Genomic DNA, 20867 nt, shown 5'->3' on the forward strand with positions numbered 1-20867 from the left:
TTCAGGCTTCAAATTCCTCTTCCTGACCTCACCCTGTAACTTTTCAAGCAGCCCCTCTGGGGAACATTTACAAGGCTGCTCACGTTACAATAGGTATATATTTTACACACCTTATAGGTCATCTGATGGTCGCTCACATATCCAGCCTCCTCGCCCCTGACTTTCCGGTCATTCAGGCGCCCATGGCTGGCGTTTCAGGCAGTGCGGTTGTGGTTAAGGCCATTCAGGCTGGTTTTCTGGGGGCATTGGGGGCTGGCATGATGGAGCCAGAAACAATCCGGCAGGAAATCCGCGCCATTCGCGCCGCCACGCCGGCCCCCTTCTGCGTCAATCTGTTCGTGCTGGAAGACCCCGCTTCGGGAACGCCCGATCTCGCACCCCTTAGCTGGCTGACTGATCTGTATGCCTGGCACAACGTTCCTTTCTCCATTCCGGAGAAATTTGCACCGTCCTTCCCTGCCCAGTTTGACGCTGTTCTTGCGGAAGCGCCTGCCGTGCTGAGTTGCACGTTTGGCCTGCTTTCCAAGGAGCAGGTCTCTGCGTGCCATGCCTGCAACATCGCCGTGGTCGGTACGGCCACCAGCACACCGGAAGCGCTGGCGTGGGCAGAAGTGGGGGCTGATGCCATTTGTGCTCAGGGCATTGAAGCCGGAGGGCACCGGGGAAGCTTTCTGACCGCGCAGGATCAAGGCATGGGGCTTATGCCATTGCTTCAGGAAATCCGTAGTACTGTGCCGCTTCCGCTTATTGCGGCAGGCGGCATTGCCACGGGCGGGGCCATTCTGGCGGTCTTGGCCCTTGGGGCCTGCGCGGCCCAGATCGGCACGGCCTTGCTGCCCAGCAGTGACCTCTCCCTGCCTTCGCCCTATCGCGCTGCTCTGTTGAACAAGCCTTTTGGCACAAGCACGGAACTGACAAACGCGTTCTCCGGCCGCTATGCCCGCGGCCTGCAGAATGACTTTTTAAGAACCGGGCGCGGCAAGCCGACACTGCCCTACCCCATACAAAATGCCCTGACCCAGCCCTTGCGCCGGGCCTCTGCCCAGCAGGATGGAGAACATCTCTCCCTCTGGGCCGGACAGGCTGTGCATCTGGGCAGGGATATGAGCCTTGCCGATCTGGCGACAACGCTAAAAACGGAGCTGAGAGAGGCGGCTCAAACGCTGGAAAAACAATGGTTTTCCGCTTTGTCATGAAACGTCTTCCTGCAAAATCTGTTTATACAGTTATGAAACTTGCTGATGACACACAGAGCGGCCGAAAGAGCCGCCTGCACTGGCGGAACAAAGGAAAAACCATGCCTGCGATCTCAAAGAACGTCGCAACCGCTGCCATTCTGACAATAGTGATAGCTCTTGGCGGGTGCGGAGACCGTTATAATACAGGTGCCCGCGCTGGCTCCGGCGCGTTGATTGGCGCAGGGGGCGGCGCGGCCATTGGCGCCATTGCGGGCGGCGGCGGTGGGGCGGCGGTAGGGGCTTTGGCGGGCGGAGCCACGGGAGCCGCGGTTGGCGCGGCAACCACGCCGCAGCGGCCATCACAGCGTCACCGTTAAATGCCGATTCGTCGGGTTCCGGCCTCCTGAGCAGAATGGCCCTGAGACTGTAGGGGAAGAGCAAAACGCCTCTCCCCTCCAGTCTTTCTCATATCGAAACGGGTAAGAGGGGAAATTTTGCCTGCATGCGCGGCTTTTCTGCCATAGCGCCCCCACGCGTCTGCCGCTAAAAGAGCGGGCATGACAACACAGCCTTCTCCCTTTGCGTCCTCCCCTATTGTGTTGGACCATCCCCTCATCCGGCATAAACTCACCCGTCTGCGGAAGGTGGAAACCTCAACAGCAGGGGTTCGCCGTCTGGTGCGGGAACTCAGCCTGCTGATGTGCTATGAAGCCACGCGGGACCTGCCCATGGAAACGGTGGAGATCACCACCCCGCTTGAAACCATGCAGGCAGAACAGCTTGCGGGCCCGGATGTGTGCTTTATCTCCATTCTGCGCGCGGGCAACGGCCTGCTGGATGGCATGCTGGATCTGGTGCCGTTTGCCCCAGTTGGCCATATCGGCCTGTATCGTGATCCGGAAACGCTGGAAGCGGTGGAATATTACCTCAAACTGCCCAGCCAGATTTCCTCCCGCCGGTGCGTGGTGGTGGACCCCATGCTCGCCACAGGGCACAGCGCGGCCGCCGCCCTGACACGCCTGAAGGAAAAAGGAGCAAAGCGGCTGCTGTTTGTATGCCTGCTCTCCACCCCGGAAGGCATAGCCTGCCTGAAAGAACACCACCCGGATGTGCCGGTTATTACCTGCGCCATTGATCGCGGGCTGGATGAACACGGCTACATTCGCCCCGGCCTGGGCGATGCGGGCGACCGGCTGTTCGGCACCAAATAGACCGTCACGCTTCCTCCGCCTTTCTCCTTTACACAGGTGAAAGGCGGGTTAGCCTTCCTACGGTTTTCTACTGCCCGGAACCATATGTCAGCCGATACACCGCCCCGGCTTTATCATCACTGATCAGCAGGCTTCCATCGGGCAAGGGCTGCACATCGGCGGGGCGCCCCCAGGAATGCTCATTTTTTTGAAAGCCGCTGACCACAGTCTGCGGTGCCAGCGGATTACCATCCTTGCCAAACGGCACGGCCACCACTTGATAACCAGACAGCCTGCTTCTGTTCCATGACCCATGCTCGGCTATGAACAGAGCCCCTTTGTAAGATGATGGAAACTGGGTTCCTTCATAAAACCTCAGCCCCAGTGCGGCCACATGAGCCCCCAGTTTAACGGCGGGCGGCGTAAAGTCCGAACACGCATATTTCTTGCCAAATTCCGGGTCCGGCACATCGCCCTGATGGCAGAAAGGGTACCCAAAGGACTGCCCGGGCGTTGTTACGGTATTCAGTTCATCTGATGGCAGGTCATCCCCCATCATGTCCCGTCCGTTATCCGTAAACCACAAAGCCTTTGTCTGTGGTCGCCAGGTAAAGCCAACCGTATTCCGGATACCATATGCCACATCTTTCCGATCCGTCCCGTCTGGCTCCATGCTGATGATGCGGCCAAACTGCTGCCCGACATTACAGATATTGCACGGTGACCCAATAGGCACATACAGGCGGTTATCCGGCCCGAACGCTATGAATTTCCAGGAGTGATCCCCTTCCTCATACGGAAGGTTATCGGCAGCAACCTCTGGTTCCGGCGGATCATCCAGATGGTTTTCTATGTCCCGTAACACCAGAATATGGGTGATGTCAGACACATACAGATCCCCATTATGGAAGGCGACGCCTGCGGGCATGCTCAGGTCGGAGGCGATGGTTCGTATCTTGGTAGCCTTGCCATCCTGAAAGCCGGAGAGCGCGTAAACTTTCCCCGCCGACATGGACCCGACAAAAACGGTTCCCCGCGCCCCCAAAGCCATTTCCCGCGCGCTTGGAACCGGGGCGGCATAAACCGAAATATGGAAGCCGGGAGGCACCTCCAACCGATCCACAGGGGGAGCGGCTATTGCTTCAGACAAGGGCAGGAGAACTGCCACACCACACGCCATACCCAGCCAGACAGACCGCATTCCTCTTTCTCCCCCAGAAAAACGCTGTATCGGCCATGATGTTCAGCAAACACAGCTTTGCACAACTGCAGCAACGCAGAAGCAGAAAAAAAAGATTACACGTTATGACGTTTTTCTGGAGAAAAAATGAATAAATGTCTTTTTTGACCAGAATTAAGCCACCAGACCATCAGGACAGCCAGAACCTCCGAGCAACGTATTTAAAAACGTCCTTTCCCTAAAGCTTTTTTCGCATATGCTCGCGCAGATCATTGCAGCGTTTGGCATATTGGGAGGCTTTGGACGCTGTGAAAAAATTGATCAGAAAAGCACCAGCCAGAGAAAAGAATGACACAACAGTCAGAATTTCCCCTGCAAGGGAGATGTTTTCTTCATAATGCAGGGCGGAATACCATAGAAGACTGATACTCAGCACTGCACCAAAAAACCCGAATACGCCAGTAGATTTCATAAGAGAGTCTTCAATGCTTTCAAATGCGGATGTCTCCTTCCACAAGTCAAAAAGCTGACGATCCACCTCTCCTACTGCTTCAGCATGCACAGCCTTGTCTTCAACAGTACGCTTGTGTGGGTTTTTACGGTAGATATCCAGTTCCTGCCGCGCCTTGGCAAAAACGCGCCTGCGCTCCTTGATGGCAGGCAGACTGATATCCACAAAGCTGAGAATAGCCACGTTCAACCCGGCTGAAAGTTGAACAACAGCCTGAAAATCGCCCCACGTCACAGCCATGCGGAACCGCCCCCATCTCCACTTTATGCAAACCAGCCCCTTGTTTAGTGTGCACCTACCAAGAGAGATAGAGCCCCCCGACATGCCAGCCATAACGCACCCTACGGCGTACTCAGGCGGTACTCTCTGCCCCCAAGCATGGGCCAGCGCATCTGTGCCTCTGGCTGTATAGTGCGGTGGTGTGAGGAATATGTTATGGCCTGAAGGTCACGCACGTCCTACGAAACGCCCCTCCGGGTGGCATTGCCGCCGCTCTCCCCTTGCTTTCTCACCCTCATGGCGCAATGGTGGCGCAATCAGCCCTCCCCCGATGGGACCAAAGGGCATTCAAGGGAGGGAACGTGATCATGAGCACAGGAAAGAAAACCGTCTTGATGGCCCTGATCGCGCTGGCGCTCTCTGGCTGCAAAAATTTCTATCACAGCAGTTGCCCCGGCTTTTACGGTGAAAATCCTGAGGCGCGTGACGGTGTAAAGTCTGTCATCCAGACCTGTAACTAAGAAACGGGCCATTAAAGCCCTGCCAGACAGGCACGGCGGAGCGTCCCGCGTTCCACTGTGCCGTGGCGTTATTGCAATGTTTCAAAATGGCGGATGATCCAGGACATTTCATAAAATAGTCCAAGCATGACAAAAGCCAGATGAAACCGACGATTGGAAGACACAATCGCAATACCGCACAAAACAAGATAAACGGGCACCCGAAACCAGTATTCGATTGAAAACATAGCGTAATGGGCTGGCCCCTTGATCAAGGTATCGATCAGGTCAAACACAACTGTCAGCCCAAAAAAGGTAAAGAACCATTTGCGGCGGGCAATAAAGAACTGCTCATACCCTGTATAGTCACTAATTGAGTCCGGAAATAGAAACGCGCTTAGAAAAAACAGAGTAATCGCGTAGATAATCAGAAACAGATAAGTCTCAAACGTCCAGACCGGCAGTTCAACCAGCCACAACTCCCACCACCAGAAATGGAGGAGCATCAGCAGCAGGGCCAGAACCCAGCCAATATGAACCGGGTAGATCCGTGTCTGATTCGGATGCTGAATGATACGAACCAGACCATTGAGCAGTCGGGTAACACTCAACCCGACAACCATACCCATAACGATGCGAACATGCTGAAAAATTTCAGGGGACGTCAAAGAGTGTGAAGGCATCCTCGGAAGGCTCCTGACCGGCAACTGTTTATGCGTTTCTCGTCCACCGGGGTCACATCACGACAGTTCAGACCATTCCGCCCTCCAAAGCCAGCCTGCAACATACGCCATGAAGCCTCTATTGATCACAGAGCAGTCATAAGAAAAACCAGCCAGCCGTACATCATATTTGAAAAGCCTTACAATGGCGTGGGGCCGGTGGGCGGCAGGTCGCCCCCCAGAACAGGAGGAGCGATCCTTTTGCGGTGAAACTGGCTAAGCCGATGCGCTGGCATTTCCACGGTCCAGAAAAAAACCGTGGCAACCAGAAGAGCACACACAATACTCACAACGGCCAGTTCCACCGGGGGCATAAACAGCCCGCACCACGCCACAACAGTCAGAAAAACCGGCAGATGGGTAATGTACAGGCTATAGGAAATTCTCCCCAGTTCCTGCCAGATACCGCCCCGCAACAAACGGCATGACCGGGATGCGGGATCACTGACCAGCGCGATCAGGGCACAGGAGCCAAGCAGCACCACACTATCCCGCCCTATGGAACAGCCAGCCAGAACCATCATCCAGGCCACAAACCGGATAGTCTTTCCTTTGGGCAACCGCGCGCCCGAAACCGCCATGGCGTAACCCGCTGCAAAAAAGACCGTAAAATAAAGCGTCGATGCAAGCCCGTTCATCAGACCTCTGCCCAGAGTGATATCCGGCGCCACCTCCCCCGAAAAAATAAGCACCACGGACACAAGGGCAGACACCGCAATGGTGGGTATCCAGGCCCGGCGCCAGATCACAACCAACGGCAGCAAAACAGAAATTCGCCATTCATGGGCTAAAGACCAGACTGCGGCATCCAGCGGGTATCCTGTTCCTGTGGCATCGCCAAGAAGAGCCGTTTCTTCAAACCAGTCCGTCCAAGTTGGCAACCGCCCCCACTGAGCCTGCCAGAAAAAGGGATTAAGCCGATGAGAAATGGGATGAAACCTGCATAAATGATAAAGAAGCAGGGAAAGCAGCAGGCCCGCGGTAATGGGCAGGCAAAGGCGCAGCGTTCTTCGCCAGTACCAGTCTGTCATTCTGAAGGATTTGCGCCGCTGCACAGCCAGAGTCAGCACAAAACCACTCAGCACAAAGAAGAACAGTACCGGTGCCCGTCCTGTTGCAATCATGCGCAAAGGCGTGTGAAGCAGCAGACTGTCTGGCAAGGCCCAAGGGGGCGGCCACAACCAGTGTGCATGGTGCAGCAGCACAACAACAGCCGCAATACCGCGCAGGGCATCAAGCTCTTCCCGGCGGTTACTCACCACTTTTCCTGCAATGTCCATTTTGAAATACTCACACGCCCACGGTTTTTATTATGTGCGGAAACGCCTGCTATTTTTTGTAATAAGTCTTTCAAACGCGTAGTCTGGTTCTGAAAAGAAGGGTCGGAGGAGAACATGCCGAGTAGCTGACCCTCAGGCCTTAACGGCAAAGACCGGGCACGGATTTACAAGGCGAAAAAAATAAATGGCGAGAGGGAAGAAAGAGACAGGAGACCTCCATTTCCCGTGGTGTTGACCCGCTTTATCCCCCCTATCTCTCCTGTCCCGCATCTTCTAACCTGAACGCTCTGGTTCTCCAGACCATTCTGTTTTAGCGAGGAGATATGTTGTGACCCTTCTGGAAACCCTGACCCATCGGCACACAACCAAAGCTTACGACAAGAACCGCAAAATTCCTGCCAGTATCGTGACTCAGTTATTGGAAGCGCTGCGCTACAGCCCGTCTTCCGTTAACTCGCAGCCCTGGCATTTCTTTGTTGCTGACAATGATGCAGGGAAAGCCCGGATTGCAAAAGCAACCAGTGGCGTGTTTTCCTTCAATGTAAACCGTGTTCTGGATGCCTCCCACGTTATCGTGCTCTGCGCGCGGAACACCCTCTCTCCCGACTATCTTCAGACACTGGGCGCGCAGGAACAGGCTGACGGCCGTTTTGCGACCGATGAAGCCCGGGATGTCGCGCAGAAGGGCCGTGCCACTTTTGTCGGCCTTCATGAGCAGGCTGGAGACGTGGCAACATGGGCGCAAAAGCAGACATACATTGCGCAAGGGTTCCTTCTGCTTTCTGCTGCGTTCCTTGGCGTGGATGCCACCCCGATGGAAGGTTTTGAGGCGTCCATTCTTGAAGAAGAACTGGGCCTGAAAGAAAAAGACCTGACACCGGTGGTTATTGTCTCGCTTGGATACCATTCCGATGCAGATTTCAACGCCCGGCTTCCCAAATCACGCCTGCCGGAACAGGCCATCTTTACACCCCTGTAAATGGTGCCTTCCTGACCGCGCATCCCCTCAAGTCTCACGCTTGAGGGGCCAATCCGGCGCAAGGACCACGACAAGACAAAACAGCCCGGAACAAACTGCCAGAAAAAGCGAGGCAGGAAATCAAGTCCGTTCAGGCTGTTTTCCTTTCATCTGATCCTGTTTGTGCAGTCGCATCTTTTGCAGATAGCGTCTTGCAGCCAGGCAATAGTCTGATCGAAAAAGCGGTCCAACCGAGCTTACAGTCCTCTTTGCACGTAAACGACGGCCTGGATCACCATCCTTCCGCATCCGCCTCATGCCGTCTGAGCGATCTTGTCAGGCTCAACAAGCCTGTGCCTGTCTTCAACACGCGACTTTTCAAGTCCCTCTCGCAGGAAGCGGATCATGCCTTCGACTATGAAGGGTAAGAGGATGGCGAGAAAAAATACTCCCCCATCACACGCTTCTGGCGAACCCCTGCCCTCCTTTTCTGCCAAGAGCCACTATGATGGCAGTTTCGCAAAGGGTGATTTGCGTAATGGTCGGTGGCTTTGACTACCCAAAATCTTTGAGAAAGCCTTCAATATCGTCGCTCATCAATTTTGGCATCCGCTCGCGTATCACGTCTTCAGGCCAGTCCCACCACGCCACTGCCAGCAAGCGTTCAATGATTTTTTCGGGAAAACGATATTTGAGAACACGCGCCGGGTTGCCGCCCACAATTGCATAAGGCGGCACGTTTTTGGTGACGACTGCACCCGTTGCGATAATGGCCCCGTGCCCGATGGTAACACCGGAGAGAATGGTTGCCCGTGCTCCAATCCAGACATCATTACCGAGAACGATATCTCCTTTGGTGGAATGATCGTCCGTTGCGTCTGCAGCCTCTGGCCAGAAACTACTCAGATCCTTGAAAGGGTACGTTGTCACGGTATCCGGCCGATGATTTCCCAGAATCATCAGCACTTCTTGGGCAATGGAACAATAATCGCCAATTCTGAGCCGGGCATACTGCGCTTCAATAACAACAGGTGAACCGTTAGCACCGTAACTGTGTGGGCCGATTTCCCACCCCCACTCATCTATTTCATGAGCAAGAGAATAGCGGAGAAGTAATGAAAAAGCGTTCTTCCCGTAAGACATTCAGCGGCCCCCTTTCCTTGATACAATTTGACCTGAACGGCGGTTTGAACAATCTGCCAAGTCAGTATGCAGGTCTTTTAAGGGCGGAATACGTTAAAATTTCGTGCCACCCGCCAGCGTCGCGCCTTTATATCCGCCTTTTCAGCCTCAAAAATCTCTCACCAGTCCTCCTGCTGACCGTTCAATTAGCCTCTTATCTGCGTCTGCAATTTCCCTCCGGCGTATCATTCCCCGGTCCACTGTCTCACAAACATTCCTGTCTTCCTCGCGACCATGAGTAGGAGAGCGGTGAATAAGCGTTCGGGGCTCTGTTTTTTGGGTAATTCATGTCGTCCACCGCAACGCCTCCTCCCTGACCAAAAGAGACGCGCTTGCAAGACGATCTTTTCATAAGACCATTTTCCGCCGTAAGCTTATCGATATGCAGAAGCACCTGATCGAGATGGCAACCACAGCACGCTCGTTCCTTGAGCCGGTGTGGATCGAATGGCACACCGCTTGGGGAGGCAAGCTTCCTGCTGTTCCGTCCCAATCTACGTGTGGTCGTAGCAGTCTGTTTGTTGTGAAAGCCCTCAGGCACGTTGGGATAACAGCAACCTGGAAAACAGGAGTGCCGCGCCACTCTGAAGACGGCCCTGAACTTGGGCCTATTGGCTTCCATGCAAATGGACAGTGGCAAAGTCACGCCTGGGTGGAAGCGTGTGGCTACATCATTGATATTACTGCCGATCAGTTCGGCGCTGCGCCCGTAATCGTCGTTCCGACAGGAGACCGCCGATATGCCGAGGGCACTGAGGATACAGCCCTCCCCGCTTTTGTTGCCAGTCGCATCAATGCTGTCGAGGCCATTTGGGCCCGCTGGCTGACGTATTGCGGTCAGACATAGTATCGGGTGGATTAGCATCCGGCGAGCGCCCAGTCGCAATACGTTATGAGCGCCGCTACCTGCTTTTCCGTCCACCCCCTTACGGCAACCGTTATTTTTTGGCTGCCGTAAAATCCTGACCCGAGGCCGCCCTATCCAGCTCAGGCCCAAGACATGGAGTAGTTAGATCAGCCCTTCTTCTTTCAGGGCTTTTTGAGCCGCTGGGCGAGCGAAGACTTTGTCCCGCAGGGCACTGACCTTGGGATAAGCCGAGATGTCGATTTTGAGAGGGGTCGTCCAATTCAGAATGACCGCCATAAGGGCGTCGGCCTGTGTAAAACCAACGGGCAACAGGTAGCCATTATCGCCACGATCAAGAATGGCCTCTACCTGTGCAAGACGACGCCCAATAAGACCCATCAGCTTTTCGCGCGTGGCATCCGGCACATTGGGGGCGAACAATGCCCCAATCGCGCCATGCACGTCTTCACAAAACCCTAAGGCTTCAAGCAGTCGATAAAACTCAAGACTATCTGGGACCGGATGAAATTCCGTGTTGTCAGACTGTTGGCCAATATAGGTAAGAACGGCAACATTTTGCGTTAGAACCACACCGGGAGCAATTTCGAGTGCCGGAACAGCACCACGCGGATTGATTGCTGTGTAGTCCTGATTATCGGCTGTCTTTTTCTCTTTCAGGTCCACCTTCACAAGCTCATGAGGCAATCTGGTCTCGTTCAGCATGATGTGAGCAGCGAGAGAACACGCACCTGGTGAGAAATACAGCTTCATAGTGACGCCCTTTAGTTTCAACGCTTCCGAAGGATGCAGAACGGGCAGACGCTCATCCTGCTACCGGGAAGCGTTGCACAAATACCCGGAGCTGAGAAGAATTGGAGCATTGCACTGATCTCTTGGCAGCCGGAACATGCCCCGCTCCTCTCAACCCCGACTATTTGGGCAGGAGGCGTGCGGATGACCACTCTACCCAAAGCCACCAGGACGCGCAGACTCAACTGGACTAAAAAAACACCAACTTCTTTTTGCCAGATTGCTACCCAGCAACCCTTTGCAAGAAGACGCATGAGAAGAACGTGCTTCTTCAGCCGACCGGCTTATTCTTAAATTTTATCGGAGAATTTTTACCCTGATGGCGGAAGGGGTGGGATTCGAACCCACGGTACGGTTACCCGCACGCCAGTTTTCAAGACTGGAGCCTTCAACCACTCGGCCACCCTTCCTGCATCAGGTCGAACGTCTTATAAACACGCCTTCTTTTTCTGTCTAGCGGGGGTGTGGGCAGAAACTGTTTGTAGGGTTTCACTGCCCTCACGCTTGCTCTTACGGGGTTGGAGTTGTAGAACGCCGTTCTTTAATACCCAATCCATTCAGGGACGAGTTATGAAACAGCAGGCGAACCTGATCCGGGCCGGACAGGTTATCGAGCATGATGGCCGTCGCTGGACGGTGCTGAAACAGCAGATCATCACCCCCGGCAAAGGCGGCGCATTCATCCAGGTGGAAATGCGCGACCTTAAAACCGGCAACAAAACCAACGAACGCTGGCGTACCGCTGACAGCGTTGAACGGCTGATGACCGAGGACAAGGAATATCTGTATTCCTACACCGATGGTGAAACGCTTGTGCTGATGGACCCGGAAACGTTCGAGCAGTACATGATCCCGGTTGATCTGCTGGGTGACCAGGCACCGTTCCTTCAGGACAACATGACCATCAACCTCCACCTTGTTGAAGGTGACCCGGTTGGCGTGGATCTGCCCCCGCAGGTCACGCTGGAAATTGTAGAAGCGGACCCCGTTGTCAAAGGGCAGACGGCAAGCTCCTCCTACAAACCGGCCAAACTTTCCAATGGTGTTAAAACCATGGTGCCCCCCTTCATTGAAGCGGGCGAACGGGTTGTCGTCAGAACAGAAGACGGCTCTTACGTAGAACGCGCCAAAGACTGACCTTTCAGCACCACTCCAGAGCAGGACAAAACACAGTGGCCATGCGTCTTTCCCCCGTCATGATGGTGATGCAGACAGCTGCCCAAAAAGCAGCCAAGCGTCTCCTGCGCGATTTCAATGAAGTCGAGCAGCTTCAGGTAAGCATCAAAGGCCCCGGTGACTTTGTCTCTCAGGCAGATCTTCGGGCAGAGCAGACCATACGCGAAGAACTGGAACGGGCTCGCCCGGGCTACGCCTTCCTGATGGAAGAATCCGGCGCTTCAGGCGGTGATAACTGGACGTGGCGCTGGATTGTGGACCCGCTGGACGGCACCACAAACTTCCTGCACGGCATTCCGCACTGGGCCATTTCCATTGGTCTGCAACGCCGCCTGCCTGATGGAAAGATCGAACTTGCAGCCGGGCTGGTGTACAACCCGGCCGCAGGTGAAATGTTCTGGGCGGAAAAAGGCAGCGGGGCTTACCTGAACGAACGGCGCATTCGTGTTTCCGCACGCCGGGACATGCATGAATCCGTGTTTGCAACAGGCATCCCCTTTGCCAAGGTCCCTGCACGGCAGCGCCTGCCCTTCGCCCGCGTGATGGGCCACCTGATGCCGCGTGTGGCCGGTGTCCGCCGCTTTGGTGCCGCGGCTCTGGACCTCACATGGGTTGCGGCTGGCCGGTACGAAGGTTACTGGGAATTTGGCATCAAACCGTGGGATTGCGCAGCAGGCATCCTGATCGTGCGTGAAGCTGGCGGTCAGGTAACTGACCCCGCCGGGCAGGATCTGGATGACATGCCGGACGATGTGATGATTGTGGCTGGCAACGCCAACATGCACGGCAAGCTGCTTGAAGTGGTTGCGGAAAGCCTTCAGGACGCCTGAAGCCACTTTTCCCATTTCCAGCTTTAAAGAAGGCCGCCTTCACATTTACTGTGGGCGGCCTTCTTTTTTAGGTGCTTCCACCTCGCGTTAAAAAAAAGAGACGGCAGACTGCCCTGATGGACTTTTCAAACAGCCCATCAGGAAACGCAGTACGGTTTAACAGATCAGCCTGACCAGCTTATTCGGCCTCTCCGGGTAGAGTGTCTAGAGGACGATGTGTGACTGAAGGCCGTGTTTGCGCCCGTCTTCCCCGCGTGCCACTCAACACCGCCCTTCGGCGTCCCACATTACTTTGCTCCCCATGAGACTGCGCCCAAACTTCTGAGGCTTTCTCTCACGCCGTTTCTGGCAGGGACGCCATATCAATCACAAACCGGTATTTTACATCAGAGCGCAGGACGCGTTCATAAGCCTCATTGATCTGATTCATTTTGATCATTTCGATATCGGCCGTGATGTTGTGCTTGCCGCAGAAATCAAGCATTTCCTGCGTTTCCTGAATGCCGCCAATGGCTGACCCGGCCAGGCTGCGGCGCTTGCCCACCAGTGTGAACGCCCCCACAGACATGGGTTTTTCCGGCAGCCCCACCAGCACCATGTGCCCATCCTGCCGCAACAGGCCCAGATATTCGTTCACGTCGTGCTCGGCAGAAACCGCATCCAGAATGAAGTCAAAGCGATTGGCTTCCGCTTGCATGGCCTCGGCATCTCGGGAAATCACCACGCGATGTGCGCCCAGCCGCTTGCCGTCTTCCACCTTGTTGGGGGATGTCGTGAACAACGTAACTTCCGCCCCAAGCGCCACAGCAAACTTGACTGCCATATGACCTAGGCCGCCCAGCCCGACAACACCAACACGGTGCCCTTTGCCCACCTTCCAGTGCGCCAGCGGAGACCACGTGGTAATCCCCGCGCACAGAAGCGGCGCAGCGGCGGCAGGATCAAGATTTTCAGGCACGCGCAGCACAAAATGGTCATCCACCACAATGCTGCGGGAATAACCCCCATAGGTATGGGCCCCTTCTTTCGGGAAAGCCGGGTCCGGGCTGTTGTATGTCCAGGTTGGCAGGGCATCACAATATTGTTCCAGCCCGGCTTCACAGGAATGGCAATGGCGGCAGGAATTGACCATGCAGCCCACACCCACCAGATCACCTTTTTTAAAGTGGGTGACATCTCCGCCCGTCTGGACCACACGCCCAATAATTTCATGGCCGGGCACGCAGGGGTAAAAGCTCGGCCCCCATTCACTGCGCACCGTGTGGATATCGGAGTGGCAGACACCACAATAGGCAATATCTATCTGCACATCACGCGGGCCGCAGTCGCGCCGTTCGAACGTAATGGCTTCCAAGGGAGCCGTAGCACTGGAAGCAGCATAACCAACACAGGAAAACACGTGTCTGTCCTTTTCCACTGAGAGCAAAAGCAGGCAGGCGATATCCATCCCTTCCCGCACAAAATACTGGGGTGATCATACGGTATCAGGCCCGCTTCAGAAACAGCGCACTGTGGGCATCAGGCTTTCACCATATGGAATAGCCTCTGGTTCGTACGCCCCAACTTGCGTAGAGTAAGGCTTCCATGCAGTCATCCTTTCCCTCTGCGCATGATGCGCCCGCGCTCACAGCGCATCATCGCGGCATTTCCGTGCTGACGGAGGATGGGGAATTTCTCACCCTTTCCATCGCGGAAATACGCGAGCGGCTGCAAACCATGCCCTGCCCGCTGGTGGTGCATGCGCCCGCCTTCGCCCGCAAACTGGGCCTGCATGCACCAGGCCAACCCTGCCCGTGGCTGGACCTGCTGGAACTGTTCGCCTTTGTCTATCCGGCCCGTTCCGTCGCCCCAACACCGCGTGGGCTGGCCCTCGCCCTTGGGGTAGAAGAGGAACGAATTGGGCAGGCGGAAGCTGATCTGCTCCCTCTTCTGACCTCCCTGATGCTGGCGGAACTCGCGCGCCACAAAAGCAGCCCGGAAGCAGAGTTTCTGGCCGCACTAACCGTCCGGCTGGGGCAAGCGGGCTGGCCTTGGGCGGGAACTGTCGCGGAAACGCTCGGCCTGCATGAAAAACTTGGACCACGCGGACAGTTGCCAGAAGACGCCATGCAACCAGGAGACGCCCTGCGCGTGTGGCGCGTGCTGCCCAAATGGGAGGATGTTGCCCCACGCCCGCCTCCGGCGTCTCATCCCATCACGTCAGCCGAAGCCCGCGCCCGCCTGACCATGCTACTGGGCGAAGGGGCTGAAAGCCGCGCAGGACAGGCAGATTTTGCCAGTGTCTCCACCGCTGCGTTCGAACCTCGCACCATGCGCGGCAATCCCGCCGTGGTGCTGGCGGAAGCCGGGACGGGAACGGGCAAGACGCTGGGGTATATCGCACCCGCCAGCGTGTGGGCGGAACGCAATGGCGGCAGTGTGTGGATCAGCACCTACACGCGCCACCTGCAACGCCAGATTGAGCAGGAAACGCACCGCCTGTTTCCGGATGACGCCACACGCCGCCGGCATGTGGTGCTGCGCAAAGGGCGCGAGAATTACCTCTGCCTGCTGAACATGGAAGAAGCCGTCAACAGTGCGGCCTCCCGCCCCGCAGGCGTGACCATTGCGCTGGCGATGCTCGCCCGCTGGGCCCGCGCCACCGCTGATGGTGATCTGACAGGCGGAGACCTGCCCGGCTGGTTTGGAGACCTGTTTGGCCACGGCAACATTACCGGCGTTGCGGACAGGCGCGGCGAATGTATTCACGGTGCCTGCCCGCATTATCAGCGCTGTTTTGTGGAACATACCATCCGCCGGGCGCGGGAGGCAGATCTGGTCATTGCCAATCATGCGCTGGTGATGGCGCAAGCAGCCTATTCTGAAAACGCCATGGCGGATGATTCGGAAGAAGGTGAAGAAGACAGCACGCCCTCCCGCTATGTTTTTGATGAAGGCCATCATCTGGCAGATGCGGCAGACGGTGCCTTTTCCGCCGAACTCTCGGGGCTGGAAGCTGCGGAACTGCGGCGCTGGCTGTTGGGCGCGGAAGGCCGCCGTTCCCGCGCGCGCGGCCTCAAGCGGCGGCTGGATGATCTGGTGGTCGGCCTGCCCAAGCTGGAAACACCGCTGGACGCTGCCCTGATGGCGGCGCACGCCCTGCCCGCCCCCGGCTGGTCCACGCGGCTGGCCGGAACAGAAGGTGAGAACGAACCACCGCCTCATCCCGCCGAAGACGTGCCTGCACAGGGAGAAGATGGCCTTTTCCCCATGGTGCAGAATGCCGTTGAGCCCGTGCTTGAGAACCCGACCGAGATGTTTCTCAAACTGCTGCGCCAACAGGTTCTGGCGCGCAGTCAGGAACGCGGGCGCGCAGACCATGCCTACGGCGCGCTGGAATGTGACCTGCACCCTTTATTGCCCGACCTTGCACAGGCCGGGCAGGCGCTGGCGCGGGCACTGGGGCGGCTGGCAGAACCGCTCCGCATTCTAGCGGAACGCCTGCACGCCCGTTTGCAGGATGAAGCAGAAAGTCTGGACAGCGTCACCCGAGGGCGAATTGAGGCTATGGTGCGCGCCTTGCGCCGCCGGGCCATTACCCGGCTGGACGCCTGGATTGCCATGCTGGACGCGCTGGATCACCCACCGCCAGCAGATGCCACCCCGACCCACATTCATTTCATCCGACTGGATCGTCGGGAAAAACAGCGCATGGGTGAGCAGGATGTAGGCCTGCACCGCCACTGGCTGGACCCCACCGTGCCTTTTGCTGCGGTTATGGCCATGCCTGCACAGGGCATGCTGATTACGTCCGCCACCCTGCGCGATCAGTCTGACACCCCGCGCAAACCCCCGACAGAAGAGGGACAGACGGAAGACCTTTACTCGGAAGAATCGGAACGTGCGTGGGAAGCGGCTGAAGCCCGAACCGGAGCAAACCACTTTCCGGCCCCCGCCATTCGGGCCAGCCTGAGTAGTCCTTTCGATTACGCCCGGCAGACGCGCACGTTTATTGTCAACGACATAGACCATGGAAGTATTGCCGATCTGGCTGCCGCCTATCGCACCCTGTTTCAGGCCTCTGGTGGCGGAGGGCTCGGGCTGTTCACCGCCATATCGCGCCTGCGCGGCGTTCACTCCCGCATTGCGCCTGCGCTGGAGGAAAGCGGCCTGCCTCTTTATGCGCAGCATGTCGATGCAATGGATAACGCAACGCTGGTGGATATTTTCCGCACGGAAGAACATGCCTGCCTGCTGGGTACGGATGCCATGCGGGACGGTGTGGATGTGCCGGGAAATGCCCTGCGACTGGTGGTTTTTGAGCGTGTTCCGTGGCCCCGGCCTGACATTCTGCACCGTGAACGGCGCATTCATCTCTCTGGTGGCGATACAACTGGATATGATGACCGGATTGCCCGCCTCAGACTGCGTCAGGCGTTTGGACGGCTCATCCGCAGCCAGTCAGATCGGGGTGTTTTTGTGCTGTTGGATCGCAGAACGCCTTCGCGCCTGCTCTCAGCCTTCCCACCGGGGGCCGAAGTGCGACGGATGGGGCTGGCGGACACAGCACGGGAAATTGAAAACTTTCTGCCACGCACGCCTCAAAACTGAACGGCGATGGCCCATCGCGCTCTGGACGCGACAACTCGGGGCGTGACAACATGCCTTACGAGGCGGCTTTGCATGCTGAAGTCAAAAGGCTGCGTCTAAACCCTCAGCAATCGGAAACAGCGTGCGTTTCCACCTGTAATGAAAGCAGAATAGAAAAGCTCAGCGCAAGGATATTGGCTTAAAAACACCAACATCATCCAACGCAGAAAAACTGCCGCACAAAACTGACAGGCTTTTCAAATAATTTTTGGAATAATCAAAATGTGTAGCAGAGACAAACAGGAACCACCAAGAATAACGACGTAGCGTTTTCTTGCCAGATCGTGCCACAGGTGTCAGTTGGCACGGCTTTAGCGAAACCAACAGACAGTCTCTGCAGAGAGTGCGGAGCAGGTTGCGTAAACGCCCTCGCCCCGCAGGCAGCCTTAGAGAGGCTTGAGCTCTGTAGCAGCCACTTTGCCGCGCTCTGTCACGAGTTCATAAGAAATCTTCTCATTCTCATTCAGACCACGCAGGCCAGCAGCCTGAACAGCGGTGATGTGAACAAAAACGTCTTTGCCTCCATCATCAGGAGCGATGAAGCCAAAGCCTTTGGTGGCATTGAACCATTTTACTGTACCGGTCGGCATAGGCGGGTAACTTTCCCTGATAGTCTCCTGCCGGGCAACCATATGCCGGCTACAGGACCCCTCTATCCGCTCATGAAGCGGCGGGAATGTCAATCAAAATACCCCGCCTGTGCGCGATTCCGGCAGTTTCAGCCCTTCAGATGCGCTTCCAGAAACGCCACACTGCGCTGCTGCGCCAGAAGGTAGGCCTCCGCGTTGAAAGACGAGCGTTCCGCGCAGCCAAAGCCATGCCCTGCCTCGTCATACACGAAAATTTCAATTCCCGGCTGCGCCTCCCTGATGGCGGTCACATCCATGTGAGGAATACTGCTATCCTGCCCGCCAAAATGCATTTCCACCGGGCAATGCGGAGTCTCGTTGCGGCTGGCGGCAATACCACCACCATACCAACAGACAGCGGCTGCAAAATCATGCGTATGGGTTGCGGCCTGCCATGCCAGCGTGCCGCCCCAACAATAGCCGATAATGCCCGGTTTGCTGCGCCCGCTGCCACGTTTATGCGCCAGCGCAGCCGCACTCGCCCGCAGATCCAACAAGGTTTTTTCCGGGGGAATCTGGGCACGAAGAGCCAGGCCCTGATCAATTCCGGCCTTGTCATACGCCAGCTCCGTCCCCGGCTGGGCGCGGTCAAACAGAGCGGGCGAAATCACATGAAAACCGCGAGCCGCAAAATCATCACACACATGGCGGATATGATCGTTCACGCCAAAAATTTCCTGCACCACAACAAGCGCATAGGGCAGATCCGCTCCGCCTGCCTCATAGGCTGAAAAGCTGTGTCCGTCCTCAGCCTGTAGTGTGATTGCATGCCCCATGGCGGCGACTCCTTTTGCGTGAAGTGTTAAAACTGGAAGAAAGTTTTCCACATTTCTTGACTCTCGGGGAGGACAAACCTATCTCCTGTTCTGGCACTCCCGGGGTGGGAGTGCTAACGCAACGCGGCGTTCGTTACGCGCGGTAAAAGCAGGTGGTGTCGCTTCCAGACAAGGGCGCCACCGCAGCAAAAATGAATGTGGAGCGATCCATAATGACGAAGTTTCGTCCTTTACACGACCGAGTAGTCGTCCGTCGTCTCGAAAGCGAAGAGAAGACAGTTGGCGGCATTATTATCCCTGACACGGCCAAAGAAAAGCCGATGGAAGGCAAAGTGGTCGCAGTTGGTCCGGGTGCCCGCAATGAGCAGGGGCAGATCGTAGCGCTTGATGTCAAGGCTGGCGACAAGATCCTGTTCGGCAAATGGTCCGGCACAGAAGTGAAGATCGACGGTGAAGAGCTGCTGATCATGAAAGAAAGCGACATTCTGGGCATTATTTCCGCCTGAGTGACGCCCTGATCCGCTTTTCAATATTTAACTGATCCTCACAGGAGAATTTCAATGGCTGCCAAAGACGTAAAGTTTGGTGGTGACGCACGCCAGCGTATGCTGCGCGGTGTCGACATCCTTGCAGACGCTGTTAAGGTCACGCTCGGTCCCAAAGGCCGTAACGTTGTGCTGGACAAGAGCTTCGGCGCTCCCCGCATCACGAAGGACGGTGTGTCCGTCGCCAAGGAAATCGAACTTGCTGACAAGTTCGAAAACATGGGCGCACAGATGCTGCGCGAAGTGGCTTCCAAAACCAACGATATCGCTGGTGACGGCACGACCACTGCAACCGTTCTGGCTCAGGCCATTGTGCGTGAAGGCCACAAGGCCGTTGCCGCTGGCATGAACCCGATGGACCTCAAGCGCGGTATCGACAAGGCCGTTGCTGCGGTTGTTGAAGAACTGAAGAAGAACACCAAGAAGATCACCACCCCGGCTGAAACAGCTCAGGTTGGCACGATCTCCGCTAACGGTGAATCTGAAATCGGTCAGATGATCTCCGAAGCCATGCAGAAAGTTGGCTCCGAAGGCGTGATCACGGTTGAAGAAGCCAAGCACTTCCAGACAGAACTGGACGTGGTTGAAGGCATGCAGTTCGACCGCGGCTACATCTCTCCCTACTTCGTGACGAACACGGAGAAGATGACGGCTGATCTGGAAAACCCCTACATCCTGATCCATGAAAAGAAGCTGTCTTCTCTTCAGCCGATGCTGCCGCTGCTTGAAGCCGTTGTGCAGTCTGGCCGTCCGCTGCTGATCATTGCAGAAGACGTTGATGGTGAAGCGCTGGCAACCCTGGTTGTCAACAAGCTGCGCGGTGGCCTGAAAATTGCTGCTGTCAAGGCTCCTGGCTTTGGTGACCGTCGTAAAGCCATGCTGGAAGATATCGCTATCCTGACCGGTGGCCAGGTGATCAGCGAAGATCTGGGCATCAAGCTGGAAACCGTTACCCTGCCGATGCTGGGCACCGCCAAAAAGGTGCGTATCGACAAGGAAAACACCACCATTGTTGATGGTGCTGGCAAGTCTGACGACATCAAGGGCCGTTGCAAGCAGATCCGTGCGCAGATCGAGGAAACCACCTCTGACTACGACCGTGAAAAGCTGCAGGAACGTCTGGCCAAGCTGGCTGGCGGTGTTGCCGTGATCCGCGTTGGTGGCTCCACGGAAGTGGAAGTCAAGGAACGCAAGGACCGCGTTGATGACGCCCTGCACGCAACCCGCGCTGCAGTGGAAGAAGGCATTGTTCCTGGTGGTGGCACGGCTCTGGCCCGCGCTTCTGCCAACCTGTCTCACCTGCACTACCACAATGACGATCAGCGCGTTGGTGGTGACATCATCCGCAAGGCTCTGCAGGCTCCGCTGCGCCAGATCGCTCACAACGCTGGTGAAGATGGTGCGGTTATCGCCAACAAGGTGCTTGAATCCAAAGAATACGCTTTCGGGTTCGATGCACAGGCTGGCGAATACAAGAACCTGGTTGATGCCGGTATTATCGACCCGACCAAAGTTGTTCGCACGGCTCTGCAGGATGCAGCTTCTGTTGCTGGTCTGCTGATCACCACCGAAGCTATGGTGGCAGAACGTCCGGAAAAGAAAGCGGCTCCGGCTGGCGGCCCTGACATGGGCGGCATGGGCGGCATGGACTTCTAAGGTCCTTTTTCCTTACCGTTTTGGTAGGCGGCTCCGGCTGCGTTCCGAA

At 56.3% G+C, this 20867-nt stretch carries 20 protein-coding genes and 1 tRNA gene; 11 read left to right on the forward strand and 10 right to left on the reverse strand.

The genetic code is table 11. The features are described 5' to 3' along the window. Positions 1-125: 125 nt before the first annotated feature. The 3 genes from ASN_RS01710 to upp all read left to right on the forward strand — a co-directional run bounded on the left by ASN_RS01710 (position 126) and on the right by upp (position 2389). Positions 126-1196, forward strand: coding sequence for an NAD(P)H-dependent flavin oxidoreductase (locus ASN_RS01710; protein WP_058987024.1), 1071 nt, complete (start codon positions 126-128; stop codon positions 1194-1196). Positions 1197-1297: 101 nt separating this feature from the next. After that, positions 1298-1555, forward strand: a complete 258-nt coding sequence (locus ASN_RS01715; RefSeq protein WP_039903735.1) for a hypothetical protein — start codon at positions 1298-1300, stop codon at positions 1553-1555. A 180-nt stretch (positions 1556-1735) separates the two neighbouring features. Beyond that, on the forward strand, positions 1736-2389 hold the full coding sequence (gene upp / locus ASN_RS01720; protein WP_006557962.1) for a uracil phosphoribosyltransferase: 654 nt from the start codon (positions 1736-1738) through the stop codon (positions 2387-2389). Positions 2390-2456: 67 nt separating this feature from the next. On the opposite strand, the gene ASN_RS01725 is transcribed toward upp, so the two are convergent. Both ASN_RS01725 and ASN_RS01730 read right to left on the reverse strand, forming a co-directional pair. Then, positions 2457-3569 (reverse strand): PQQ-dependent sugar dehydrogenase, encoded by a 1113-nt coding sequence (locus ASN_RS01725; RefSeq protein ID WP_197603317.1) that lies wholly within the window; start codon positions 3567-3569, stop codon positions 2457-2459. A 217-nt stretch (positions 3570-3786) separates the two neighbouring features. After that, entirely contained in the window at positions 3787-4299 is a 513-nt protein-coding gene (locus ASN_RS01730; protein ID WP_006557960.1) for a hypothetical protein, read from the reverse strand. Between the two features lie 347 nt (positions 4300-4646). Here ASN_RS01730 and ASN_RS19385 point away from each other — a divergent pair, with 347 nt between their 5' ends. Beyond that, a complete protein-coding gene (locus tag ASN_RS19385; protein WP_156478931.1) occupies positions 4647-4799 on the forward strand; it encodes a hypothetical protein in 153 nt (50 codons plus the stop codon). Positions 4800-4867: 68 nt separating this feature from the next. On the opposite strand, the gene ASN_RS01735 is transcribed toward ASN_RS19385, so the two are convergent. Then, entirely contained in the window at positions 4868-5461 is a 594-nt protein-coding gene (locus tag ASN_RS01735) for a hypothetical protein (protein WP_058987025.1), read from the reverse strand. Positions 5462-5640: 179 nt separating this feature from the next. Then, positions 5641-6780 carry an acyltransferase family protein gene (locus ASN_RS01740; RefSeq protein ID WP_058987026.1) on the reverse strand — a complete coding sequence of 380 codons (1140 nt, stop codon included), beginning with the start codon at positions 6778-6780 and terminating at the stop codon, positions 5641-5643. A 328-nt stretch (positions 6781-7108) separates the two neighbouring features. Here ASN_RS01740 and nfsB point away from each other — a divergent pair, with 328 nt between their 5' ends. After that, entirely contained in the window at positions 7109-7759 is a 651-nt protein-coding gene (nfsB, locus tag ASN_RS01745) for an oxygen-insensitive NAD(P)H nitroreductase (protein ID WP_058987027.1), read from the forward strand. 534 nt (positions 7760-8293) lie between these two features. Here the strand turns inward: nfsB and ASN_RS01755 are convergent. Beyond that, positions 8294-8881 (reverse strand): CatB-related O-acetyltransferase, encoded by a 588-nt coding sequence (locus tag ASN_RS01755; RefSeq protein WP_058987029.1) that lies wholly within the window; start codon positions 8879-8881, stop codon positions 8294-8296. A gap of 421 nt (positions 8882-9302) precedes the next feature. On the opposite strand from ASN_RS01755, the gene ASN_RS01760 reads away from it, so the two are divergent. Beyond that, the gene (locus tag ASN_RS01760; protein WP_157765076.1) at positions 9303-9767 is read left to right on the forward strand and encodes a lasso peptide biosynthesis protein; all 465 of its coding nucleotides are present in this window, start codon (positions 9303-9305) and stop codon (positions 9765-9767) included. Positions 9768-9929: 162 nt separating this feature from the next. On the opposite strand, the gene ASN_RS01765 is transcribed toward ASN_RS01760, so the two are convergent. Beyond that, a complete protein-coding gene (locus ASN_RS01765; protein ID WP_058987031.1) occupies positions 9930-10538 on the reverse strand; it encodes a glutathione binding-like protein in 609 nt (202 codons plus the stop codon). 359 nt (positions 10539-10897) lie between these two features. After that, a tRNA-Ser gene (locus ASN_RS01770) sits at positions 10898-10987 on the reverse strand. Between the two features lie 160 nt (positions 10988-11147). On the opposite strand from ASN_RS01770, the gene efp reads away from it, so the two are divergent. Continuing rightward, positions 11148-11714 carry an elongation factor P gene (gene efp, locus ASN_RS01775; RefSeq protein WP_006557949.1) on the forward strand — a complete coding sequence of 189 codons (567 nt, stop codon included), beginning with the start codon at positions 11148-11150 and terminating at the stop codon, positions 11712-11714. A 41-nt stretch (positions 11715-11755) separates the two neighbouring features. Continuing rightward, positions 11756-12583 (forward strand): inositol monophosphatase family protein, encoded by an 828-nt coding sequence (locus ASN_RS01780; protein WP_039903713.1) that lies wholly within the window; start codon positions 11756-11758, stop codon positions 12581-12583. A gap of 334 nt (positions 12584-12917) precedes the next feature. Here the strand turns inward: ASN_RS01780 and ASN_RS01785 are convergent, their stop codons facing one another. Then, entirely contained in the window at positions 12918-13982 is a 1065-nt protein-coding gene (locus ASN_RS01785; RefSeq protein ID WP_058989053.1) for an NAD(P)-dependent alcohol dehydrogenase, read from the reverse strand. 185 nt (positions 13983-14167) lie between these two features. Here ASN_RS01785 and ASN_RS01790 point away from each other — a divergent pair, with 185 nt between their 5' ends. Beyond that, the gene (locus ASN_RS01790; RefSeq protein WP_058987032.1) at positions 14168-17173 is read left to right on the forward strand and encodes an ATP-dependent DNA helicase; all 3006 of its coding nucleotides are present in this window, start codon (positions 14168-14170) and stop codon (positions 17171-17173) included. Positions 17174-17598: 425 nt separating this feature from the next. Here the strand turns inward: ASN_RS01790 and ASN_RS01795 are convergent, their stop codons facing one another. Both ASN_RS01795 and ASN_RS01800 read right to left on the reverse strand, forming a co-directional pair. Then, positions 17599-17802 (reverse strand): cold-shock protein, encoded by a 204-nt coding sequence (locus ASN_RS01795; protein ID WP_006557943.1) that lies wholly within the window; start codon positions 17800-17802, stop codon positions 17599-17601. Positions 17803-17930: 128 nt separating this feature from the next. Next, positions 17931-18617 carry a dienelactone hydrolase family protein gene (locus tag ASN_RS01800; protein ID WP_058987033.1) on the reverse strand — a complete coding sequence of 229 codons (687 nt, stop codon included), beginning with the start codon at positions 18615-18617 and terminating at the stop codon, positions 17931-17933. Positions 18618-18829: 212 nt separating this feature from the next. Here ASN_RS01800 and groES point away from each other — a divergent pair, with 212 nt between their 5' ends. Both groES and groL read left to right on the forward strand, forming a co-directional pair. Then, positions 18830-19123 carry a co-chaperone GroES gene (gene groES / locus ASN_RS01805; RefSeq protein ID WP_035379617.1) on the forward strand — a complete coding sequence of 98 codons (294 nt, stop codon included), beginning with the start codon at positions 18830-18832 and terminating at the stop codon, positions 19121-19123. A gap of 54 nt (positions 19124-19177) precedes the next feature. Next, on the forward strand, positions 19178-20818 hold the full coding sequence (groL, locus tag ASN_RS01810; protein ID WP_006557940.1) for a chaperonin GroEL: 1641 nt from the start codon (positions 19178-19180) through the stop codon (positions 20816-20818). The last annotated feature ends 49 nt before the right edge of the window (positions 20819-20867 follow it).

It is taken from the genome of Acetobacter senegalensis (genome assembly GCF_001499615.1).
GTDB lineage: Bacteria > Pseudomonadota > Alphaproteobacteria > Acetobacterales > Acetobacteraceae > Acetobacter > Acetobacter senegalensis.

Coding starts and splice junctions, on each gene's coding strand:
- upp (WP_006557962.1), top strand. CDS start 1,736: ATGACAACACAGCCTTCTCCCTTTGCGTCCTCCCCTATTGTGTTGGAC.
- ASN_RS01795 (WP_006557943.1), bottom strand. CDS start 17,802: ATGCCGACCGGTACAGTAAAATGGTTCAATGCCACCAAAGGCTTTGGC.
- ASN_RS01780 (WP_039903713.1), top strand. CDS start 11,756: ATGCGTCTTTCCCCCGTCATGATGGTGATGCAGACAGCTGCCCAAAAA.
- ASN_RS01760 (WP_157765076.1), top strand. CDS start 9,303: ATGCAGAAGCACCTGATCGAGATGGCAACCACAGCACGCTCGTTCCTT.
- ASN_RS01790 (WP_058987032.1), top strand. CDS start 14,168: ATGCAGTCATCCTTTCCCTCTGCGCATGATGCGCCCGCGCTCACAGCG.
- ASN_RS01730 (WP_006557960.1), bottom strand. CDS start 4,299: ATGGCTGTGACGTGGGGCGATTTTCAGGCTGTTGTTCAACTTTCAGCC.
- groES (WP_035379617.1), top strand. CDS start 18,830: ATGACGAAGTTTCGTCCTTTACACGACCGAGTAGTCGTCCGTCGTCTC.
- groL (WP_006557940.1), top strand. CDS start 19,178: ATGGCTGCCAAAGACGTAAAGTTTGGTGGTGACGCACGCCAGCGTATG.
- ASN_RS19385 (WP_156478931.1), top strand. CDS start 4,647: ATGAGCACAGGAAAGAAAACCGTCTTGATGGCCCTGATCGCGCTGGCG.
- ASN_RS01800 (WP_058987033.1), bottom strand. CDS start 18,617: ATGGGGCATGCAATCACACTACAGGCTGAGGACGGACACAGCTTTTCA.
- ASN_RS01755 (WP_058987029.1), bottom strand. CDS start 8,881: ATGTCTTACGGGAAGAACGCTTTTTCATTACTTCTCCGCTATTCTCTT.
- ASN_RS01740 (WP_058987026.1), bottom strand. CDS start 6,780: ATGGACATTGCAGGAAAAGTGGTGAGTAACCGCCGGGAAGAGCTTGAT.
- ASN_RS01735 (WP_058987025.1), bottom strand. CDS start 5,461: ATGCCTTCACACTCTTTGACGTCCCCTGAAATTTTTCAGCATGTTCGC.
- ASN_RS01710 (WP_058987024.1), top strand. CDS start 126: ATGGTCGCTCACATATCCAGCCTCCTCGCCCCTGACTTTCCGGTCATT.
- efp (WP_006557949.1), top strand. CDS start 11,148: ATGAAACAGCAGGCGAACCTGATCCGGGCCGGACAGGTTATCGAGCAT.
- ASN_RS01715 (WP_039903735.1), top strand. CDS start 1,298: ATGCCTGCGATCTCAAAGAACGTCGCAACCGCTGCCATTCTGACAATA.
- ASN_RS01725 (WP_197603317.1), bottom strand. CDS start 3,569: ATGCGGTCTGTCTGGCTGGGTATGGCGTGTGGTGTGGCAGTTCTCCTG.
- ASN_RS01765 (WP_058987031.1), bottom strand. CDS start 10,538: ATGAAGCTGTATTTCTCACCAGGTGCGTGTTCTCTCGCTGCTCACATC.